At 33.9% G+C, this 19,298-nt stretch carries 14 protein-coding genes and 1 pseudogene; 6 read left to right on the top strand and 9 right to left on the bottom strand.

Annotation, left to right across the window (positions count from 1 at the left end; genetic code table 11):
• The first annotated feature begins 353 nt into the window (after positions 1–353).
• The 4 genes and pseudogenes from gdhA (at position 354) to FEZ18_RS05590 (ending at position 5,932) form a co-directional block, all read left to right on the top strand.
• Positions 354–1,698, top strand: a pseudogene (gene gdhA, locus FEZ18_RS05605) (NADP-specific glutamate dehydrogenase).
• Between the two features lie 364 nt (positions 1,699–2,062).
• Positions 2,063–2,782: a DNA repair protein RecO gene (gene recO, locus FEZ18_RS05600; protein WP_153267399.1), complete on the top strand. Its 720-nt coding sequence runs from the start codon at positions 2,063–2,065 to the stop codon at positions 2,780–2,782.
• 76 nt (positions 2,783–2,858) lie between these two features.
• The gene (locus FEZ18_RS05595; protein ID WP_153267398.1) at positions 2,859–5,270 is read left to right on the top strand and encodes a TonB-dependent receptor domain-containing protein; all 2,412 of its coding nucleotides are present in this window, start codon (positions 2,859–2,861) and stop codon (positions 5,268–5,270) included.
• Between the two features lie 185 nt (positions 5,271–5,455).
• Positions 5,456–5,932: a regulatory protein RecX gene (locus FEZ18_RS05590; protein ID WP_153267397.1), complete on the top strand. Its 477-nt coding sequence runs from the start codon at positions 5,456–5,458 to the stop codon at positions 5,930–5,932.
• A gap of 59 nt (positions 5,933–5,991) precedes the next feature.
• Here the strand turns inward: FEZ18_RS05590 and FEZ18_RS05585 are convergent, their stop codons facing one another.
• Positions 5,992–6,483: a DUF6646 family protein gene (locus tag FEZ18_RS05585; RefSeq protein ID WP_153267396.1), complete on the bottom strand. Its 492-nt coding sequence runs from the start codon at positions 6,481–6,483 to the stop codon at positions 5,992–5,994.
• A gap of 62 nt (positions 6,484–6,545) precedes the next feature.
• Positions 6,546–7,406: a cupin-like domain-containing protein gene (locus tag FEZ18_RS05580; protein ID WP_153267395.1), complete on the bottom strand. Its 861-nt coding sequence runs from the start codon at positions 7,404–7,406 to the stop codon at positions 6,546–6,548.
• Between the two features lie 235 nt (positions 7,407–7,641).
• Here FEZ18_RS05580 and FEZ18_RS05575 point away from each other — a divergent pair, with 235 nt between their 5' ends.
• Entirely contained in the window at positions 7,642–8,583 is a 942-nt protein-coding gene (locus FEZ18_RS05575; RefSeq protein ID WP_153267394.1) for a 2-hydroxyacid dehydrogenase, read from the top strand.
• A 349-nt stretch (positions 8,584–8,932) separates the two neighbouring features.
• Here FEZ18_RS05575 and FEZ18_RS05570 read toward each other — a convergent pair whose 3' ends face one another.
• The 5 genes from FEZ18_RS05570 to FEZ18_RS05550 all read right to left on the bottom strand — a co-directional run bounded on the left by FEZ18_RS05570 (position 8,933) and on the right by FEZ18_RS05550 (position 14,553).
• A complete protein-coding gene (locus FEZ18_RS05570) occupies positions 8,933–9,586 on the bottom strand; it encodes a 3-oxoacid CoA-transferase subunit B (RefSeq protein ID WP_153267393.1) in 654 nt (217 codons plus the stop codon).
• 94 nt (positions 9,587–9,680) lie between these two features.
• Entirely contained in the window at positions 9,681–10,385 is a 705-nt protein-coding gene (locus FEZ18_RS05565; RefSeq protein WP_153267392.1) for a CoA transferase subunit A, read from the bottom strand.
• 506 nt (positions 10,386–10,891) lie between these two features.
• Positions 10,892–12,721 carry a GNAT family N-acyltransferase gene (locus FEZ18_RS05560; protein WP_153267391.1) on the bottom strand — a complete coding sequence of 610 codons (1,830 nt, stop codon included), beginning with the start codon at positions 12,719–12,721 and terminating at the stop codon, positions 10,892–10,894.
• 22 nt (positions 12,722–12,743) lie between these two features.
• A complete protein-coding gene (locus FEZ18_RS05555) occupies positions 12,744–13,994 on the bottom strand; it encodes an aspartate kinase (protein WP_153267390.1) in 1,251 nt (416 codons plus the stop codon).
• A 76-nt stretch (positions 13,995–14,070) separates the two neighbouring features.
• Positions 14,071–14,553 (bottom strand): GNAT family N-acetyltransferase, encoded by a 483-nt coding sequence (locus tag FEZ18_RS05550; protein ID WP_153267389.1) that lies wholly within the window; start codon positions 14,551–14,553, stop codon positions 14,071–14,073.
• A gap of 119 nt (positions 14,554–14,672) precedes the next feature.
• Here FEZ18_RS05550 and fbp point away from each other — a divergent pair, with 119 nt between their 5' ends.
• Positions 14,673–15,683, top strand: coding sequence for a class 1 fructose-bisphosphatase (gene fbp, locus FEZ18_RS05545; protein WP_153267388.1), 1,011 nt, complete (start codon positions 14,673–14,675; stop codon positions 15,681–15,683).
• Between the two features lie 80 nt (positions 15,684–15,763).
• Here the strand turns inward: fbp and FEZ18_RS05540 are convergent, their stop codons facing one another.
• Positions 15,764–18,904 (bottom strand): DUF3427 domain-containing protein, encoded by a 3,141-nt coding sequence (locus FEZ18_RS05540; RefSeq protein WP_153267387.1) that lies wholly within the window; start codon positions 18,902–18,904, stop codon positions 15,764–15,766.
• On the bottom strand, positions 18,901–19,287 hold the full coding sequence (locus FEZ18_RS05535; RefSeq protein WP_228122888.1) for a (deoxy)nucleoside triphosphate pyrophosphohydrolase: 387 nt from the start codon (positions 19,285–19,287) through the stop codon (positions 18,901–18,903). The genes FEZ18_RS05540 and FEZ18_RS05535 overlap by 4 nt, the downstream gene beginning before the upstream one ends.
• Between the last annotated feature and the right edge of the window lie 11 nt (positions 19,288–19,298).

Raw genomic sequence — 19,298 nt, 5'->3', positions numbered from 1 at the left:
AGATGTGAGTAAACACATTATATGCCAGATGATATGGTTAATTTGGTATAATACACCAAAACCTTGTGTGTTGTTGATAGAACGAAAAATAGTTTCACTATGTCGTGAAAATCTTGTTTTTTTAGGGCTTGTTTCTAAGTTTGTTATGCAATACATTCTAAATCACTCAATTCTCAAACTCGCCACAAGGATTTTTTTCTGTGTTTATATCAATTAAAAATAATTGCAATAATTGAATAAAAATTTAGGGATACCGCAAAAATTAAAAAAAACGGAATTTTAAAAAATCATTTTTTTTTGGAAAATGTATATTTGTTAAGCAATGTAGCACATAACCAATTTAATTTGTTTTTATGAAAGATAAAATTCGAGCATTTTTAGACCTGGTACAAGAGCGTAATAGTCATGAGCCAGAATTTTTACAGGCTGTTGAGGAAGTCGCAGAAGCCATAATCCCATTTATTGTAAAAAACGAGAAATACTACGGTAATAACATCCTTTTAAGAATGGTAGAGCCAGAGCGTTTAATTTCCTTCAGGGTTTCATGGATTGACGACCAAGGAGAAATTCAAGTGAATAGAGGGTATAGGGTACAAATGAATTCTGCAATTGGCCCATACAAAGGTGGTTTGCGTTTTCACCCGAGTGTAAATGCAAGTATTTTAAAGTTCTTGGCCTTCGAACAGGTGTTTAAAAATGCCCTTACAACCTTACCTATGGGTGGTGGTAAAGGCGGATCGGATTTTAATCCTAAAGGTAAATCTGATGGTGAAATTATGCGTTTTTGTTACGCCTTTATGCAAGAACTCCATAGGCATATTGGATCAAACACAGATATTCCAGCCGGTGATATTGGTGTTGGAGCAAGAGAAGTAGGCTACTTGTTTGGTATGTACAAAAAATTAAGAAATGAGTTTACGGGCGTGTTAACAGGCAAAGGGATGACCTACGGGGGCTCACTTATTCGTCCAGAGGCTACAGGATATGGTACGGTGTATTTTGCTGAAAAAATGTTAGAAACCAAAGGCGATACTTTTAAGGGTAAAACTGTTCTAGTTTCTGGATCTGGAAACGTCTCGCAATATGCCGTAGAAAAATCTATAGAATTAGGTGCTAAAGTATTAACCATGTCCGATTCTTCGGGTTACATTTACGATGCCGATGGCATTGATACCGAAAAATTAGCGTATATCATGGAGCTTAAAAATGTAAAACGGGGTAGAATTAGCGAATATATTACCAAGTATCCTAACGCAGAGTTTTTTAAAGACAAAACACCTTGGGGGTGTTGCATGCGATATTGCCTTACCTTGTGCTACAGAGAACGAACTTAACGAAAACGATGCAAATATACTTTTAAAAAACGGTTGTATTTGTGTAAGTGAAGGTGCTAATATGCCTTCAACTCGAGGAGCGATGATGGCTTTTAATAAGGCAAGAATTCTTTATGGCCCTGGAAAGGCTGCAAATGCTGGGGGTGTGGCGACATCTGGTTTAGAAATGACACAAAATTCTATAAGACTTAGCTGGACTAGAGAAAAAGTAGATGCGATGTTAAAAGAAATTATGTGTAATATTCACGATACATGTATTGAGTACGGAAAAGAGGACGACGGTTATGTAGATTATGTAAAAGGGGCTAATATTGCTGGTTTTGTTAAAGTGGCCGATGCTATGCTTGCTCAGGGTGTGGTGTAGTAGAAAGCTTAAGGGATAAACTGTCTTCAGTTTTTGTCAAAAAAAGCATGGGTTTTACTCGTCTTAAAGTTTACTAAAATTTATAGGAATCAAGAAAGCTGCTATGGTCTGAGTTTTGTTTGAAGTGCTCAGAGTTGCTTTTAAGCAAAAGCTGTAGATGGTGTTAAAAAATGTAGTTAGTCATATTAATACATTTAGTAAGCATGCATAGTTAATGTATAAGGGGTTTTACTGAACCAGTGGTGCATTACAGTTATATCATTTAAATACTGTTTATTATTAGAAATATATCTGAAGTTATAATCAAATTTGGGTACTTTTGGTATTAATATATATTACCATTAATGGTTTTTAGATTTATATCATGTTACTTACTACAAATGCTATTGTTTTATCCAAACTAAAATATCGCGACAACGACTTAATTGTAAAATGCTATACCGAGCAATTGGGTGTTGTTAGTTTTTTGTTAAGAGGGGTTTTAAAAAGTAAAAAAGGTTATTCTAAAGCCGCATATTTTCAGCTATTATCTCAATTAGATCTTCAAATAGATTACAAGCCTAATCGCTCTTTACAAAGTATTAAAGAGGTTAAGCTAAAACATTTATATTCGAGTTTGCATTCCAATGTATTTAAAAGTGCCATTGTCATGTTTTTGGCCGAGGTTTTAACGAATACGTTAAAAGAAGAAGAGCAAAATAATACGCTGTATCGTTATATTGAAAATACCTTGTTATGGCTTGATGAACAAACCGAGTATTCAAACTTTCATCTCTTATTTTTGCTTAATCTCACAAAATATTTAGGATTTTATCCGTCTGAAATGAATGCAGAATACAATCATTTTAATTTGTTAGATGGTAAATTTGAACTCAAACCTTATGGGAAATATTCGGTTTCTGGTGATTCTTTTACCTTGTTAAAAACCATGTTAGGCACAACATTTGATGCCTTATCTTCAGTGAAAATTAATGCGAAACAGAGGCAGTCGTTTTTAAATATGATTTTGCTTTATTTTGAATTGCATTTGGGGAGCTTTAAAAGTCCGAAATCACTTCAAATATTTAACCAGGTTTTTAATTAAATTGCAAATAGGGCTTTAAAAGCTCTAGTTTTAAGGGAAAACAAGATTTATGGCTTCTATAAATTATACTAAACAGATGAAATTTTGTAACATTATTTTTTTACTGTTTTTAACCTCTCATATTTTGGTGGCTCAACAAATTAAAGTTGTCGATAAACTTACCAAAAATCCCATTCCTGGTGTGGCTTTGTACAATAAAGATAAAACAAAAAGTGCCATCACGAATTTAGATGGCGAGGCCCGTTTAGATGTTTTTTTAAGTGCAGAGATGATTTACTTTCAGCACCTGTCCTACTTGTTAGAAAAGTTGGAAAAATCTCAAATAGATTTAAATTCTCCTATTTACTTAGAGGCGAGTACCCATAGTTTGGATGAAATCATAATTTCGGCCTCAAATTTTAAACAAAGTGAAAGAGATATCCCGCAAAAGATAGTTTCTTTAAATTCTGAAGCTATTCAGTTTTCAAATGCACAAACAAGTGCCGATTTATTGGAGTCTACTGGGCAGGTATATATTCAAAAAAGTCAAATGGGTGGCGGTAGCCCCATGATACGGGGGTTTTCAACAAATCGATTGTTAATAACCATAGATGGTGTACGAATGAATAACGCCATTTTTAGGGGCGGAAATGTTCATAATGTGATTGCCCTCGACCCTTTTTCATTAGAGCGCACAGAGGTTACCCTGGGTGCTGGTTCGGTAATATATGGTAGCGATGCTGTGGGTGGTGTTATGAGTTTTTATACTTCAAAACCCAAACGCTCTGAGACCGATACGCTTTTAGTTCAAACTAATGCTACGGCGAGATACGCTACTGCAAATGCCGAGAAAACAGGGCATTTAGATGTTAATTTAGGGTATAAGAAATGGGCGTTTTTATCGCATTTTAGTTATTCAGACTTTAACGATTTAAGAATGGGAAGTCATGGGCCTTTGGCTTATTTAAGACCAGAGTTTGTGTGGGCAACAAAAGATGGCGATGTTGTGATTGATAATAAGAACCCTAAAACACAAAAACATTCTGGTTATAGTCAAATAAATTTGATGCAAAAAGTACACTTTCAATCTGACGATAATTTAAGTTTCGATTTGGGGTTACATTATTCTACAACTTCAAATATACCGCGATACGATCGTTTAATTAGATATAAAAACGAAGCTTTACGGGCTGCCGAGTGGTATTACGGTCCACAGCGTTGGCTGATGTCTAATCTTCAAATAACCAAGTTAAGTAGTCGATCTAATTTATACAATAAAATTAAAGCCACGGTGGCCTATCAAAATTTTCAAGAAAGCAGAACGAATAGAGATTTTCAATCTTCAATCAAGCACTTAAGGGAAGAAGCAGTGGATGCCTATTCCTTTAATTTGGATTTTGAGAAAAGCTTAAGTCCAAAAAGTACACTCTTTTACGGATTTGAATATGTATACAATAAGGTTAGGTCTTATGGTAATGAAGAAAACATTACTAATCATATGGTTTTTCCATCGGTATCTCGCTATCCCAATGGAGCGAGTTGGTTATCGGCTGCCCTGTATTCAAGTTTTAAGTATAAACCAAACCCAAAATTTGTTTTTCAATCGGGTTTGCGCTTTAATCATGTGGTGTCTAAGGCTAATTTTGAATCTAATAATGCGTTTTTGAATTTACCTTTTAAATCTTCTGAAAATAAAGCTGGAGCGCTTACAGGAACGGCTGGTATTAGCTGGTCGCCCAATAAAACTTTACAATGGAAACTTAATGCTTCTTCGGCATTTAGGGCACCAAATATTGATGATATTGGTAAAGTATTCGATTCTGAACCAGGTTCGGTAGTTGTGCCAAACCAAAATTTAAGACCCGAATATGCCTATGGTGCTGAGGTGGGGTTAAGACTTAGTTTTGGACCATCTTTTAAGTTAGATATGAGTTCGTATTATACCTATTTAGATAATGCTTTGGTGCGCAGACCTTATAATTTAAATAACGAAAGTAAAATTATGTACGATGGCGAGTTAAGCGAGGTGCAAGCCATTCAAAATGCATCGAAAGCGTGGATTTATGGTTTTGAGGTGGGTCTAGATATGCGATTTACTAAAAATCTTAAGCTTAGTTCGCAATACAGTGTTATTGGAGGTACAGAGGAACAGGATAATATAGAGGTTCCTATACGTCATGTGGCACCTAGTTTTGGAAATACACATTTGGTATGGAATTATAAAAATGTGAAAGTAGATTTTTTCGCTAATTATAACGCTGAGTTAAGTTTTTATCAACTCGCACCTTCTGAGGTGGAAAAAGATTATTTATATGCCAAAGATGCCAACGGAAACCCTTACGCACCGGCTTGGACGACTCTAAATATGAGAACACAATATAAAATAAACACAGCAGCAACACTTTCGCTTAGTTTAGAAAACATTACCGATAAGCGCTATAAAACGTATTCTTCGGGTATCGCATCGGCAGGTCGAAACTTAATTCTGGCCGTTAAATATAGTTTGTAACTTTAATTCTAGGAAAACCAACAGCTAGAAATCACATTGATTTACGGTCTTATTATGCATAAAATCAGTAAACTTTTGGTATAAACATCGCGCTTGGCATTAGTTAAATTACTTGTGGCTTCCAGTGTGCTCTTTTTAGTATGTGTATTTGTGCTTTATTTAGGGATCTATTGTATTTTTGAGGCATGTTTTTATCTAAAAAATCATACACTTTAGAAGAGGCCACTAAAAAGTTGGAACATTATTGCGCATACCAAGAGCGCTGTCATCAAGAAGTTGTAAAAAAACTTGAAGGTATGCAAATGATACCAGAAGTTATTGATGTGATTTTGGTGCATTTAATAACCCATAACTTTCTTAACGAGGAACGCTACGCCAAAACCTTTGTTAGTGGTAAACTCAGAATTAAGTATTGGGGTCGCCGCCGATTAACTTTCGAATTGCAGAAAAAAGACATTAGTAAATTTAACATCAACACGGCTCTTAAAAGTATTGATGAGGAAGAGTATATGGAAATATTTAATAGTTTGGCCCAAAAGAAGGCAGATTCTATTAGAGAAACTAATAAATATAAAAAGCGAAAAAAACTTATCGATTATTTACTTTATCGCGGTTGGGAATCACATTTAGTATACGATAAAGCAAATGAGTTGATTACATAAAAAAAGCGAATATGTTTCTGGCCTAAACTTATTCGCTTTTTTATTTGCATTACAGTGTTCTATAAGTTAAAACTGGCACCAAAATTCACAGTAAATTGATTGTGTATTTTCTCTGCAGGGGTTAAAGTTCTGGTTTTGTATTTCGCTAGAGGTGCGTTTAATTCTGTAAAAATTCCAAAACCACTAGTAAAAAAATAGCGCATACCTAAGTGTCCTCCAAAATTTTTAAGACTAAAACTCAACCCAGGATAAACATCAAAGTTGTCATCAATATTTACCACATTACCCAAATTGGCATTAAAACGTGCCTTAATATCAAATCGGTCACCAAAATCGGCATTTAAAGTATTTTCAACATTTAAAGCGTAGGTAGAAGAGACTCCAAAAGAAATGTTTTCACCAACGCCAAAATCGTAACTGGCATTAATACCCGTCGCATTATCTTGAAAGTTAGCGCCAACTTGAAATTTGTTATCTCCGCTGCCTAAAAATGCTTGAGCATTAATAAACGATGCACTGCATAGTGCTACTAATAAAATTATTTTTTTCATGATTAAGTTCAATTTGTTTTAGGGCAAATATATTATAAGTTAAATAGATAAGATAGTTTAATTTAAAATGCTTTATGTGTTCTAATAATAGCCTGTTCGTTTTTCCAATCTATCCAGTTTTGTCCTTTTAAACGTCGCATTAAGGTATCGTAATTACGCATAATTAAAAGGTTGTAAACAGCTTTACTTAAGTTTATTGGGTTTCTTGCTATAGCCCGTAAACTCATAGAGAAACCAGGTGTAATATACCGCATATAATGCCAATAGCCCTCTGGCATATATAAAACCTCACCGTGATTTAACGCTGTTTTATAGCCATTGGCTTTTTCTAGCATGGGCCACTTTTTTAAATCGGGATTATTAAAATCGATATCCTCTCTGGTAATTAAAGAGTGTGGTATTTTATATAAATAATTCGTTTGGTTTTGGTCGAACAAAATAATTTTCTTTTTTCCTTCGAAATGAAAATGAAAAATATTGGCCAAATCAATATCGTAATGCATAAAGGTATAGGAGTCTTTTCCACCAAAGAAAAGCATTGGTAGGCCTTTCATGAGTTTTAAGCCAAAATCTGGAAACGAAAAGTCGTGTTGAAGCTGAGGTACTTCTTTTAAAATATTCCACAGAAAAATCCTGTATTTTGTGGGTTCACGTTTTAACAAATCTATGTAATCGGCCATTTTCATTTTGGTGTGAGGCTCATTAAAACCATCGTTATGATTTACAGGTCTGTTGTCATAAAGGGGTACCGTAATCTCACCAGCAATGGTTTTCATATAATCTAAATTCCATTTGGTGTAAGCTGGCCAGTGGTTAACAAATTGTTCAATCACCACCGGTTTTTGGGGTTTAAAATACTGCTTTATAAAATCTTGTTTTGTAATGGTTTTTACGCGGGGTATATCTTGTAGGTGCCATGCCATTATTCTTGTTTTTAGGTAATTAAATGTAATAAAAAAATTAATGAAAATAAAATAACAACGCCCAAAATGCCTAACCGTTTTGGTTGCGATTTGCTAGCCATTTTAAAAATTTAGTAGGAAAGTCAGACTCTTGAGCTCTTGCTAAGTAACTACAATGTTTTATTCTATTAAATAGCTTGATGTAACTTGTTTTAGAGTGGCATTCTGTCTACTTTTGAAAGAAAATCTATAGACTATGAAAATTCTTCACCTAGACAGCAATCACGAGATATTAATAAAAGAACTTAGCGCTTTGGGCTATACTAACGATGAGGATTACACCTCTTCTAAGGACGCCATAATGAAGAAAATTGCAGGGTATGATGGTATAATTATCCGAAGTCGTTTTTCGATCGATAAAGCGTTTTTAGAGGTCGCCACCAATTTGAAATTTATTGGACGTGTTGGAGCTGGTCTTGAAAATATAGATTGCGATTATGCCCGAAGCAGGGGCATTGAATTAATAGCGGCTCCAGAAGGTAACAGCAATGCCGTTGGCGAACATAGTTTAGCACTGCTACTGTCGTTGTTTAACAAGTTAAATAAAGCAGATAAAGAGGTTCGTGCAGGGAAATGGTTGCGCGAAGAAAATCGTGGATTGGAACTGGACGGAAAAACCATTGGCATAATTGGTTATGGGAATATGGGTAAAGCTTTTGCAAAAAAGCTGCGAGGTTTTGATGTTCGCGTGTTATGTTACGACTTAAAATCTAATGTTGCAGACGAGAATGCCATGCAAGTGACCTTGCAAGAACTTAAGGAACAAGCCGATGTATTAAGCCTGCACACTCCCGAAACCCCTTTAACTATTAATATGATTGATTCTGTTTTTATTAATCAATTTGAAAAACCATTCTGGCTAATCAATACAGCACGTGGTAAAAGTGTAGTTACTGAAGATCTTGTAGAAGCACTAAAAGAAGGTAAAGTTTTAGGTGCAGGATTGGATGTTTTAGAATACGAAAAGGCGTCTTTTGAAAACTTATTTTCCACATCGTTACCAGAACCGTTTGAATATTTAATAAAATCAGAAAATGTTTTGTTGTCGCCTCATATCGCGGGGTGGACGGTAGAGAGTAAAGCGCGATTAGCACAAACTATAGTAGATAAAATAAAAGCTAAATATGCGATTAGCTAATCGCATATTTAGCTTTTATTTTAAAATTGTTTTTAGTAGAATTACTAAAAAATACAACAAACTAATATTTATAACATAAATACCTTTTTGGTTAAGTATAGAACACCTCTTAAAAATTGTAAATTATCACGAAAAGAGGCTTTAATCTTAGAAATATTAGATGTAGGTTGTTCAGGTAGATTTGATTCCATATTTCTGTAGGTTAAGTTGGTGGTAGTTTGGTTTTAATTTTCTATGTTTTCAGATTTCGAATATACAATTATTTCTGAATAAATCAGATTAAAAACATATTAATTCGACGAAATGCATGTTTTTTGTGATTTTAAAAGAGAATTTTAGGGTTTTAGCTTTAGAATTTCATTTCAGGAATGTCTCCTTCAATAATTAATGTGCCTTCTGTAGCACTTTTAATTTGTTCTACAGTAACACCAGGAGCGCGTTCTAAGAGTTTAAAGCCGCTTTTAGTAACTTCTAATACGGCCAGATTGGTCACAATTTTTTTTACACAGCCAACACCGGTTAATGGTAAGGTGCATTTTTTTAACAATTTAGATGCGCCTTTTTTATTGGTATGCATCATGGCTACAATTATATTTTCGGCACTAGCAACTAGATCCATAGCACCGCCCATGCCTTTTACCATACGCCCTGGGATTTTCCAATTGGCAATGTCGCCATTTTCAGCAACTTCCATAGCGCCTAAAATGGTTAAATCTACATGCTGTCCGCGAATCATAGAAAAACTCATTGCCGAATCGAAAAAACTAGCACCAGGTAAGGTTGTAATGGTTTGTTTACCTGCGTTAATAACATCGGCATCTTCTTCGCCTTCAAAGGGAAATGGTCCCATACCAAGTACACCATTTTCACTTTGAAATTCGACTTCAATGTCGTTTCTAACGTAATTTGCAACTAGTGTCGGGATGCCAATACCTAAGTTTACATAATAGCCATTTTTTACTTCTTGAGCTATGCGCTTTGCTATTCCTATTTTATCTAACATGCTATACGTTTTAAATACTTACATTTTAAGTGCTTCAAGTTGTTGTACCAAGTCCTGATAATCGTCTTAGCCTCACAACTTAGAGTTTGAAATTTTAATTGTTTTTGGGTCTTACTGTTTTTTGTTCAATGCGTTTTTCATAGTTTTTTCCTTGAAAAATACGTTGTACAAAAATTCCAGGAATATGGATTTGATTAGGGTCTAAAGTTCCTAGAGGCACTAATTCTTCTACTTCTGCCACCGTTATTTTGGCGGCACCGCACATATTAGGGTTAAAGTTTCTGGCCGTACCCTTAAAGATTAAATTTCCGGCCGCATCTCCTTTCCAGGCCTTTACAAAAGCAAAATGGGCATCGAAAGCATGTTCTAGGACATACATTTTACCGTTAAATTCTCGAGTTTCTTTCCCTTCGGCAACTTCAGTGCCATAACCTGCAGGGGTGTAAATAGCTGGAAATCCAGATTGTGCTGCTCTACAGCGTTCTGCCAAGGTACCTTGAGGTATCAATTCTACGTCTAGCTCACCAGAAAGCATCTGCCGTTCGAATTCATCGTTTTCGCCAACATAAGACGATATCATTTTTTTTATTTGCTTTTTTTGTAATAACAAACCCAAACCAAAATCGTCCACACCAGCATTATTAGAAATACAGGTTAAATCTTTTACGCCGATTTTTACTAATTCGGCTATAGCATTTTCTGGAATACCGCAAAGTCCGAAGCCCCCAAGCATTAGTGTCATATTATCTTTAACACCTTGAAGCGCTTCCTGAACGTTAGCCACTTTTTTATTAATCATTTAATCTTTTTTTAAACCTCTATAAATTTAAGAATAATTGAGCGATATTAAGTGGTATATTTTTAAATAAACACGATTTATTAAAAAGAATGGGTGCTTTGGGTGGTTTTTTCTAAATGAATTATGGTTCTATCTTATTCCTGTGGGTTGGAATGTTTATTTATTGAATTTGATTTGATATAGGACGAAAGCACATAATACCAAATTATCAATACGACATTTCATAATTAAATTGGTATTCGAGTCTCCATAGACGAAAATGCGATACACCAATTAATCATGAATAAAAAACTATCATCACAGGTATTTTAGTTTGATGTCATAAATATAGTACATCGAAATTTAGTGTCTATAATATTCGAAAAACCTCAATTATAACATTATTAGCACCAAATACGAGTTAGGTTTCTTTACTTCAAACAAATAAAAAACAGGGTGTAAAGATTACTATGTTATCTCAAAACGAGAAAGTCTCGCAAAGATATTGTACTATTCTTATAGTGATATCAATTTGTGTTATTTTCCATAAACTTACGTTCCAGCTCTGCTTGGAATTCTTCCATTACGGGTCTTACGGTACTTTCGGGAAGATCGGCGATTTTAATATACATTAAGCCATCTACTGCGTTGTTAAAGAGCGGATCTACATTAAAAGCCACTAATCGCGCGTTCTGTTTTATATATTTTTTAAGTAATACAGGTAGACGTAATGCTCCAGGTTCGACTTCGTCAATAATTTTATCGAATTTGTTTAGGTCGGCTTCGGTAGCATCAAAAACGAAATCTTTATCGGCATCTTTGAGTTTTACTTTAAATTCTTTTTTAGGGTGAACATACTGCGCAATATAAGGATCGTAATAGTGCGATTTCATAAACTCAATCATCAATGATTTCGAGAAGTTCGAAAACTGATTGCTAATACTTACTCCACCAATTAAAAATTTATGCTCAGGATAGCGCAATGTAGTGTGTACAATACCTTTCCAAAGTAAAAATAAGGGCATTGGTTTTTGTTGGTATTCTTTTATGATAAACGCACGACCCATTTCAATAGACTGGCTCATCATTTTATGCAATTCTGGCTCAAATCTAAATAAGTCTTGTAAGTAAAAACCATCTATGCCGTAATTTTTGAAAATTTGAGACCCCAAGCCCATTCTATAGGCACCAGCAATTAAATTTTTATCATTATCCCATAAGAACATATGGTGGTAATAACTATCGAAGTTATCTAAATCTATAGACTCGTTAGTGCCTTCTCCAACTTCACGAAATGTTATTTCTCGTAAACGACCAATTTCTGTTAATATGTTCGGAATGCTATCAGCTGGAGCTAAAAACACTTCATAATTCTTACTAGTTAATAATTTACAATCCTCTTTTCTTAAGGTTTCAACTTCGGCAATCATAGTTTCTAAATCTACCGAGGTCACAATAGTTTTAGGCGCTCGAGACGGCTTAAGTGTATTCGATAAGTTGTCTAAAATTTTTGGTTTATCTTCAAAAGCATTCGAAAGCATATAGGTTTTTTGTCTTAAAAATGCTGTAAAATTGTTTAGTGAAGTGTGTTCTTTTTGGTCGTTTACCGAAATAGCTTTTCCTATACGCACTTTAATAACGCGTCGTTTTTGAGTAAGTAGTTCGGAGGGTAATTTCGCTGTTCTAAAAGTGTCGTTAATTTTAGATAACTTGTAAAACAACTTACTGTTTTTGGCGTGAAAATAGATAGGTACGATAGGTACCTCAGCTTTTTGAGCCAGTTTCATGGCGGCTTCTTCCCAGGGTTTGTCGACCACCAATTTACCATCGCGATAGGTTGAAACTTCGCCAGCTGGGAAGATGCCCAACGGATGTCCGTTTCTTAAATGGAGTATAGAATTTTTAAAACCAGCCAGACTCGATTTTACATCTTTTTTATCCTCAAAAGGGTTTACCGGCATGATGTAGGGCTTTAAAGGTGCTATTCTATGCAGTAAAAAGTTGGCTATTATTTTAAAATCTTGGCGTTGTTCGAGCATTAATTTTAATAGTAAAATACCGTCAATACCTCCAAGCGGATGGTTTGATACCGTAATGTATGCGCCTTCTTTTGGTAAACGTTTTAAATCTTCTGCTGGAATTTCAAATTTAATTTGGAAATCGTCTAAAATACCATTTAGAAACTCTAAATCAGTAAGGTGTTTATTTTTATTGTAAATTTTGTTAAGTGTAGATATTTTGAGGATTTTCATTAAAATCCACCCCAAAAATGTACCAATAAATCCGTATTTTTCTAATTGTATAGCCTTAGCGACTTCTTTGGCGGTTACTAATCCTTTATTTTGCTCTGTGGTCATGGGTGTAAATGTAATAAATAAACTATTTAGTTACTACCTGAATGGTTTCTGGTGTTAATTGCTTTAATAATACGGTTTTGTTTTGCTCTACCTGCTTAATGGCACTCTCGTTGTAATGTCTAATAGTGTAAAGCGATACGTTTTGATAACAGGTTACTTTAAATTTTGCTTTAAGATGATGTAAGAGCTCTTCTAGATTATTGTAAATATTTTCGATACAAACCGAAAAACTAATGGCCGAATTTTGAATGACATCGACTTTCATTTTATACTGGTGTAATAACTTAAATATAGAACTAATATTGTCTTCAACGATGTACGAAAAATCTAAGGATGATAACGAAATGAGAACTTGGTTCTTCTTTACAATAAAGCAGGGCACCTTTGGTTCTATAGTGGTGTCTTTGCATACCTTAGTGCCTGGTTGTTCTGGTTTTAAGAACGATTTGACATACAACGGTATTTCTTTGCGCTGCAAGGGTTGTAGAGTTTTTGGGTGAATTACAGAAGCACCATAAAAAGCCAGCTCTATCGCTTCGCGGTAAGAAATTTTATGGAGTAATTGCGGGTTTTCAAAATACCGTGGATCGGCATTTAAAATACCTGGTACATCTTTCCAAATGGTAACGCTATTGGCATTTAAACAATAGGCGTAAATAGCAGCTGTATAATCGCTACCTTCTCTGCCTAAGGTAGTGGTGAAATTATTAGAATCACTCCCCAAAAATCCTTGGGTAATGTTTAAAATGTTTTTGTTGAATTGTGCGTTTATGGCATCTTGAGTCGCTTCCCAGTTAACATGAGCTCGCCTGTAATAATTGTCGGTTTTTATATGGTTTCTAACATCAACCCAGTTGTTTTTTATGCCTATGGTATTTAAATAGGCGCTAATTATAGTAGTGGAAATTAACTCTCCAAAACCTACGGTTTGGTCGTACACAAAGCTGTAATCAGGAGATTTGTTTGTTTTTAAAAAACTATTTAATTCGTTAAAAAGTAAGGCTACATCATTAAAGATAGAGTGGTTCTCGTCGTCGAATAAATCTAGTATAATTTGATTGTGAAATTTTTTAACCTCTTGAATAGCGCTTTGTAATTCGGCGTTGTTTTCAAAATAGTTTTTTAAAACAAGCTCGAGCGCATTGGTAGTTTTTCCCATGGCAGATACGACAATAAGTGTATCGGTATACCCCACTTTTTGCAATAAAGCTGCTAAGTTTTTTACACCGTTAGCATCTTTAACCGATGCCCCACCAAATTTAAATACTTGCATGTTTTAAGGTATTGATATGTTGTGTTTTTAAGTGACTTGTTTACCATACTAAATGGTTTAACAAGATAATGAGAGTTTATTTTAACTGAGCAATATAGGTCTTAATGCCTTGTTCGTTTAAATGCACCACGTTCCAATCGCGTTTTACATCGGCACCTTTTTTTTCATAAAAAGTTATGGCAGGTTCGTTCCAATCTAATACTTCCCAACTTATGCGTTTAACCCCCAACTGAGCACCGTATTTAACGACCTCATCTAAAAGTGCAGTGCCTAATCCCGTGCCTCTCATTTTTTCACTTACCACTAAGTCTTCAAGATGTATAACAGGACCTTTCCATGTAGAATAGCGATTAAAAATTAAGGCAATTCCTTCTACTTTATGGTTTACTTCTGCAACAAAACAATGAAATTTCGGATTTTCTGAAAAACCATCTTTTTGCAAATCCTCTACTGTAATTTCTACAGCATCAGCTTCTTTTTCAAAAAGCGCGAGTTCCTTTATTAATTCAAACACGCGAATCATATCATGTTTGGTGGCGGTTCTTATATTATAGTCCATTTTATTAAATTAGGCTCAAATATAGTTTAAAGTTAAAAACTAAAATACATTAATCTTCTACGAAAACCTTGTAGTTAGATAAAAATAATTGATATTTGTGGAACTAAAAATCCGTTTTCATGTCTCGAAAAAATCAAACTTTAGGTGAGTTTATTATTGAAAATCAGGCCTCGTTTAAGTACAGTTCTGGCGAGTTATCTCGGCTTATTAACTCGATACGATTGGCTGCCAAAGTTGTAAATCACGAAGTAAATAAAGCGGGATTAGTTGATATTATTGGTGCGGTGGGCGATACTAATATACAAGGTGAAGACCAGCAGAAGCTGGATGTTTATGCCAACGAAAAGTTTATACAAGCACTAACCAAAAGAAATATTGTTTGTGGTATTGCCAGTGAAGAAGAAGACGATTTTGTTTCTATAAACAGCCAAGATGAAAACAACCAAAACAAATATATTGTTTTAATTGATCCCTTAGATGGTTCTTCAAATATTGACGTAAATGTCTCTGTAGGAACTATTTTTTCGGTTTACAGGCGTGTAACACCTGTGGGAACCCCCGTTACATTAGAAGATTTTTTACAAAAAGGAAGTGAGCAGGTAGCTGCGGGTTACGTGGTTTATGGCACCTCAACAATGCTTGTATATACCACTGGCCATGGTGTGAATGGTTTTACTTTAAATCCTGCTATAGGGTCGTTTTACTTGTCGCATCCCAATATGCAATTTCCCGAAGATGGTTCTATTTATTCTGTAAATGAAGGGAATTATATTCATTTTCCGCAAGGCATAAAAGATTATATTAAATATTGCCAGCAGGAGGAGGGTGACAGGCCCTACACGAGTAGATATATAGGGTCTTTGGTTTCAGATTTTCATAGAAATATGATTAAAGGCGGTATTTATTTATATCCGCAGAGCTCGAAAAACCCTAACGGAAAATTACGATTATTGTACGAATGTAATCCCATGGCTTTTCTGGCAGAACAGGCTAACGGAAAATCTAGCGATGGTTTTACCCGTACTTTAGATGTGGTGCCTACCACATTACACCAGCGTGTACCCTTTATTTGCGGTAGTAAAAATATGGTAGAAAAGGCTGAAGAGTTTATGCGGAATGCCCGTGGCTAGGAGTGTGGGCTTAATAAATTTTAATTTCTATATCGAAATTACTGGAAATAAAGCCCGATTAGGTTTTAGTTTCTTAAAGTTTAACCAATTGCTAGTTTAGCGGCATCTTTCCATAAATAGTGAGGCATGGGTTCTTGAAGCTCCCAATTTATGCTCATTGGTTTAGATCCATAATAATTTTTTAATTCGCCTTCACCGATAAAAACATAACCTAAACTATTACCGTATTCATTTTTTGCTTTTTCACGTACAAATAATAGTATTCGTTTTTTGTTTTTTTTATGATTAACATAGGAGAGTCCTTTACCTAAATCTGGTCTTGCAGTATTTTGAGTTTGCCAATGAAATAATAATTCATTTACAGCATAATCATCGTACATGGTTGTTGGTGAAAAATCTTCTTCTGATTTTATAAGATTAATGAATAATAACTCTGTATTTAGTTCTTTATTTTCAGCGGTACCTTCTCTATTTGAAGATTTTTTTTCGAAACTACTAAATCTAAATGCTGTTAAAATTTGGTCTCTGGTGTAACGACTATGAAGCATTAGTGGTTGTTTATAAGGAAGTTTAATAGCCGATTCTTTAAAGTCTATTTTTTCTATTAATAATTTTAGTAATTCCTTAATTTCTTCTACTAAAACCTTGTTTGCCCCAATTTTGTTTATACTTTTTTCTAATGAATCAAATCCACTTGCTTTTTGCCACACGTCATAATGTAACATTAGGAGCATAATCTTTTCATTTGTATTAAATTGAGAAATATTTATGTTGAAGTTTTGCTCAGCAATTCGCAATATGAAAGTAAAGTAACTTAAGGAGTTTGTAGAAAGCCACTTATTTGATATTGCAGAAACAATTGCTTTTTCATTCTCAGTATCATAATCTTTTATTTTTCCTGCAAGTTGACACATGCGTTTCCAACTCCCTCTCTTATAAATAGATTGTAACGGAATATTATAAAACTTACTAAAGTTACCTATGGTTAATGGTAAAGAGGATTCATGTTGGAACTGTTGAATTCTTTGAATCAACTTATTCTTATTTAAAGATGTAGCAGAAGAAATATTATTTAGAATTGTTTCTTTCGCTCTTTTTTCCAAAATTATAGAACATCCAAGAGGTAAGTGCGGAAAGTTGTCTTCTAATTCTTTAATAACTGTTGTATTAGTTTTTCCAATTAATGCTCTAAATTTACTTTCAAAATTATATTCAGAATGCGAATTTCCTACAAAATCTAAAACTGTTAAAGAATCTTTTTCGTCATAGAGTCTTAAACCTCTTCCTAGTTGTTGTAAAAATATAGTTAGACTTTCAGTTGGTCTTAAAAAAAGTAGCGTATCAATTTGTGGAATGTCAATGCCTTCGTTAAAAATATCAACCACAAAAAGATAATTAATTTCCTTTCGTTCTAATTTTTGCCGAATAGAAATTCTGTTTTTACTGTTATTACTTGTTAAGAAATCAGCTTTTAATCCTGCCAAAGTGAATTTTTCTGCCATGTATTTAGCGTGTTCCATCGATACACAATAACCTAATGCTCTAACATCGTTAATATCTTTGGTGTATTTTTCTAATGCATCAATTATCTCTCTAACTCTTCTGTCACTTTCGGTATAAATGTTTGTTAATTCACTCGCTACATATTTTCCTCTTACCCAACTTACATTTGTTAAGTCGACACTATCGGTAATTCCAAAATATTGAAAAGGGCAAAGCAACTTTCGATTCATTGCTTCAGGAAGTCTGATTTCTGCTGAAATTTTGTTGCCAAAATCCTCCAAAATATCCCCACCATCCATCCTTTCTGGAGTTGCTGTAAGACCAAGAAGTATTTTTGGTTTAAAATAGTTAATTATTGCTCTATAGCTTTTTGCTATTTGATGATGGCATTCGTCAATAATTATATAATCATAATAATCGGCTGATAAATTTGTGTTTTCAAGTTGATTGTTTACAGATTGAACGGAAGCGAATACAAACTCAAAATTATCTGGAACAATACCGTCTACCCATAATTCTCCAATATTATTGTTTCTTAAAACTCCTTGGAAAGTGGAAAGGGACTTTTGTAATATTTCTTTTCTATGGGCTAGAAATAGTAATTTTGAAGATTTATTTTCTCGTTTGAAGCGCTTATAATCGAACGCAGAAATAACTGTTTTTCCAGTACCTGTGGCTGCAACTATAAGGTTCTTGAATCTATTATGAACCCTTCTCTCTACTTCTAATTTTTCTAATACTTCATTTTGATAAGGAAATGGTTTGATGTCGAAAAAAGCAGCTGTGTTTTCATAAGGTTTACTAATTTTGCTTTGTTTTAAAGCATCTATTAGTTTTATCTGATGTATAGAGTCATCAAATAGCTCAAAGTCATTACTTCGCCAATATGAGTCAAATGTTTTCTGAAATTTGTTGATAATATGACTTACCTCTTTAGTGGTAACTTTTAAATTCCATTCTAATCCATCCGTTAATGCCGACCTTGAAAAGTTGGAAGAACCTATGTAGGCAGTGTGAAAACCGGAATCTCTATAAAATAGATATGCTTTTGCATGTAATCTTTCGTTTTCTGTATTGTAAGATATCTTAACTTCTGTATTTGAGAGACTGGACAATAGCTTTATAGCTTTATAATCTGAAGCTCCCATGTAAGTCGTGGTTATTACTTTTAATTTACCACCACGTTCTGTAAATTCTCGCAGTTCTTTTTCAAGAATTATAATACCTTTGAATTTTATAAAAGAGACTAATAAGTTTATTTGATTCGATGATAAAATCTCTTTTTTCAACTCACTTTCTAATGATAAACTGCCATTTCCACCAGTAAATAATTCACTATGAGTTAATCTTGTGTAAGGCGTAATTTCTTTTAAATGAAGGTCTAGGTTGGAGAAATGTTTGTCTGTTTTAGAAAAGACAGCCTTTAAAATTTCTCCTTCAATATTTACTAAATCATCATTAAATTCTTGATTTTTGAGCTCTTCTTTTAATAAACGAATTACTTTGTTTGCAATTTTAATTTGTTCTTCTACTTTATTTTCACCTTTTATTAATTGAATGGCATGTTTTAAAGTTGATGATAAATGATTAGAGAGAATTGTAGAGGCTTCTTCTTTATCTATTAAACTTTTCTTTAAAATGAATTTGTCTTTATCAAGTTCTTTTAATTTCTGAGATACGAGCTGTGTAATTAGTTCTTCATATATGCCTTGATTCATAATTCAATAATTTCTTTTAAAATTGGTATATCAGCATCAGCCCAATCTAAATTCAGCAATTCTTCCTTATTGGCAATTTTAAAATTGCAATGTTCTTTAAGCTTCAATTCTCCTGAAACATATTCAGCCGTAAAAGGAATCAATTTAATTTTAAAACCAGGGTATTGGTGAATTACTGGAGATAATCTTTCTTGTACTTCGATTGTAATATTTAATTCTTCTAAGACTTCCCTTTTAATACAATCAATTTCAGATTCTCCCGCTTCAATTTTACCACCAGCAAACTCCCATTTTAAAGGAAGTTTCATAGTTTTACTTCTTTGTACAGCTAAGATTTTATTCTTGAAATAAATAATTGCACAAGCGACAGGGATAATTTTCATTTAATTCTAAT

Origin of the sequence: Oceanihabitans sp. IOP_32, from assembly GCF_009498295.1 — a bacterium.
Lineage (GTDB): Bacteria > Bacteroidota > Bacteroidia > Flavobacteriales > Flavobacteriaceae > Wocania > Wocania indica.
The sequence above is the reverse complement of the archived record's forward strand: the minus strand, read 5'-3'. Positions and strand labels throughout refer to the sequence as shown.

Bases quoted from the DNA above. Each gene is read 5' to 3' on its own strand.
- FEZ18_RS05580 (WP_153267395.1), bottom strand. From the start codon at position 7,406: ATGGCATGGCACCTACAAGATATACCCCGCGTAAAAACCATTACAAAA.
- FEZ18_RS05565 (WP_153267392.1), bottom strand. From the start codon at position 10,385: ATGATTAATAAAAAAGTGGCTAACGTTCAGGAAGCGCTTCAAGGTGTT.
- recO (WP_153267399.1), top strand. From the start codon at position 2,063: ATGTTACTTACTACAAATGCTATTGTTTTATCCAAACTAAAATATCGC.
- FEZ18_RS05550 (WP_153267389.1), bottom strand. From the start codon at position 14,553: ATGGACTATAATATAAGAACCGCCACCAAACATGATATGATTCGCGTG.
- FEZ18_RS05590 (WP_153267397.1), top strand. From the start codon at position 5,456: ATGTTTTTATCTAAAAAATCATACACTTTAGAAGAGGCCACTAAAAAG.
- FEZ18_RS05535 (WP_228122888.1), bottom strand. From the start codon at position 19,287: ATGAAAATTATCCCTGTCGCTTGTGCAATTATTTATTTCAAGAATAAA.
- fbp (WP_153267388.1), top strand. From the start codon at position 14,673: ATGTCTCGAAAAAATCAAACTTTAGGTGAGTTTATTATTGAAAATCAG.
- FEZ18_RS05575 (WP_153267394.1), top strand. From the start codon at position 7,642: ATGAAAATTCTTCACCTAGACAGCAATCACGAGATATTAATAAAAGAA.
- FEZ18_RS05585 (WP_153267396.1), bottom strand. From the start codon at position 6,483: ATGAAAAAAATAATTTTATTAGTAGCACTATGCAGTGCATCGTTTATT.
- FEZ18_RS05570 (WP_153267393.1), bottom strand. From the start codon at position 9,586: ATGTTAGATAAAATAGGAATAGCAAAGCGCATAGCTCAAGAAGTAAAA.
- FEZ18_RS05595 (WP_153267398.1), top strand. From the start codon at position 2,859: ATGAAATTTTGTAACATTATTTTTTTACTGTTTTTAACCTCTCATATT.
- FEZ18_RS05555 (WP_153267390.1), bottom strand. From the start codon at position 13,994: ATGCAAGTATTTAAATTTGGTGGGGCATCGGTTAAAGATGCTAACGGT.
- FEZ18_RS05540 (WP_153267387.1), bottom strand. From the start codon at position 18,904: ATGAATCAAGGCATATATGAAGAACTAATTACACAGCTCGTATCTCAG.
- FEZ18_RS05560 (WP_153267391.1), bottom strand. From the start codon at position 12,721: ATGACCACAGAGCAAAATAAAGGATTAGTAACCGCCAAAGAAGTCGCT.